The 1,253-nt window shown below is 59.5% G+C and carries 2 protein-coding genes; both read left to right on the top strand.

The genetic code is table 11. The features are described from left to right. Positions 1-214: 214 nt before the first annotated feature. Positions 215-580: an SdpI family protein gene (locus CXY78_RS00035; protein ID WP_104087427.1), complete on the top strand. Its 366-nt coding sequence runs from the start codon at positions 215-217 to the stop codon at positions 578-580. Positions 581-721: 141 nt separating this feature from the next. Beyond that, positions 722-1,210, top strand: a complete 489-nt coding sequence (locus CXY78_RS00030; RefSeq protein WP_369827207.1) for a maleylpyruvate isomerase family mycothiol-dependent enzyme — start codon at positions 722-724, stop codon at positions 1,208-1,210. Positions 1,211-1,253: the final 43 nt, after the last annotated feature.

Genomic DNA, 1,253 nt, shown 5'->3' with positions numbered 1-1,253 from the left:
GCGGCAGCGCTCAACAAGTCATAGACGAGCGCACCCCGATCCTCGTTGGCTGCCCACGTGGATCGCTGTGATCGACCGGAAGAGGTTCCCCTGCGACACGGCATCGGCGAACCCCGCTGCGTGACGGCTTGGCCAAATCTGTCGCGCCCGACGTCCCCCTGGCGGGGGCACCTTCCTTTTGGCGGGTGGAAGACGCAGATCATAGAGTCAAGCTATGGGCGAAGAGGCGATTGTCAGAGTGGTGTTATTCGTGGTCATGGTTGGCAGTGGCGTTCTTCTGCTGTGGATGGCGCAGGCTGCAGCCAGCGGACGTCTTGGACGCAATCAGGTCGCTGGCATACGCCTTCCCTTGACGATGGCAAGCGATAGTGCGTGGCTCGCCGCACATGTGGCAGCAAAACGGCCAATACGATGGGCGGGCTGGTGCTCAATTGCCGCCGCCGTGCCCTCCGTCCTCCCCGTCCCCCTGACGATTATGCTTGCATCCAGCCTCATCGGTGCCGCTGGCATGATCACCTTCACGCTCTACGGCGCCTCGGTAGGAAGCCGCGCCGCACGCGCTCTATCCGACGGCGAGTAAGCACGGGTACAACTCCTCCAGCCGGAGAGGGAGAACTAGAGGTGCCCCAATCGTGACTGGCCTCGAGGTAGTGACCGCGTGGTGAGATCTACTAACAAAGGTCTTCCTTGCGGGCGACGTCCCGACTAGGCCGACCCGGTAGTGTCAAATGAACGACTCGCGACTCATGGAACTAGCCGAGGGGGCTCTGTGAATGAGATCTGGACAATAGTGCACAGGGAACGTGACGCATTGATTCGAGATCTCGAGGCATTGAATCCACAGGAGTGGACGACCCCGTCCTTGTGCCCCGGGTGGGATGTTCATTCCGTATTGGCTCATCTCGTCAATGATGCCAAGTCCACTCGCCTGGGTTTTGTCGGCAGGATGATTGCCGCTGGCTTCAACTTTGATCGAATCAACGCCTTGGGGATTGCTCGAGAGCGGTCCACTGATCCAGCTCAGACGCTGGCCACCTTCCAAGAGGTTTGCAGCCGCACAACAAGCGCCCCCGCACCTTTAGCCACTCGGTTGGTTGAGATAATCGTGCATGGAGAAGACATCCGGCGTCCTCTCGGCATTGAACATCAGTACCCGGTCGCCGAAGTGGCAACTGGGACTGCCCCGAGTTCAGTTGACTCTGGGGGTTAGTGGTTTCAGGTGGCCTTGAGGGCCATGTTTATTGTCTCAAACT

It is taken from the genome of Cryobacterium sp. N19 (genome assembly GCF_002929595.1).
GTDB lineage: Bacteria > Actinomycetota > Actinomycetes > Actinomycetales > Microbacteriaceae > Cryobacterium > Cryobacterium flavum.
This window is presented reverse-complemented; position numbering and strand designations above follow the sequence as displayed.

What these genes read in the sequence shown, in the direction of transcription:
- CXY78_RS00035 (WP_104087427.1), top strand. Translation starts at nt 215, where the DNA reads ATGGGCGAAGAGGCGATTGTCAGAGTGGTGTTATTCGTGGTCATGGTT.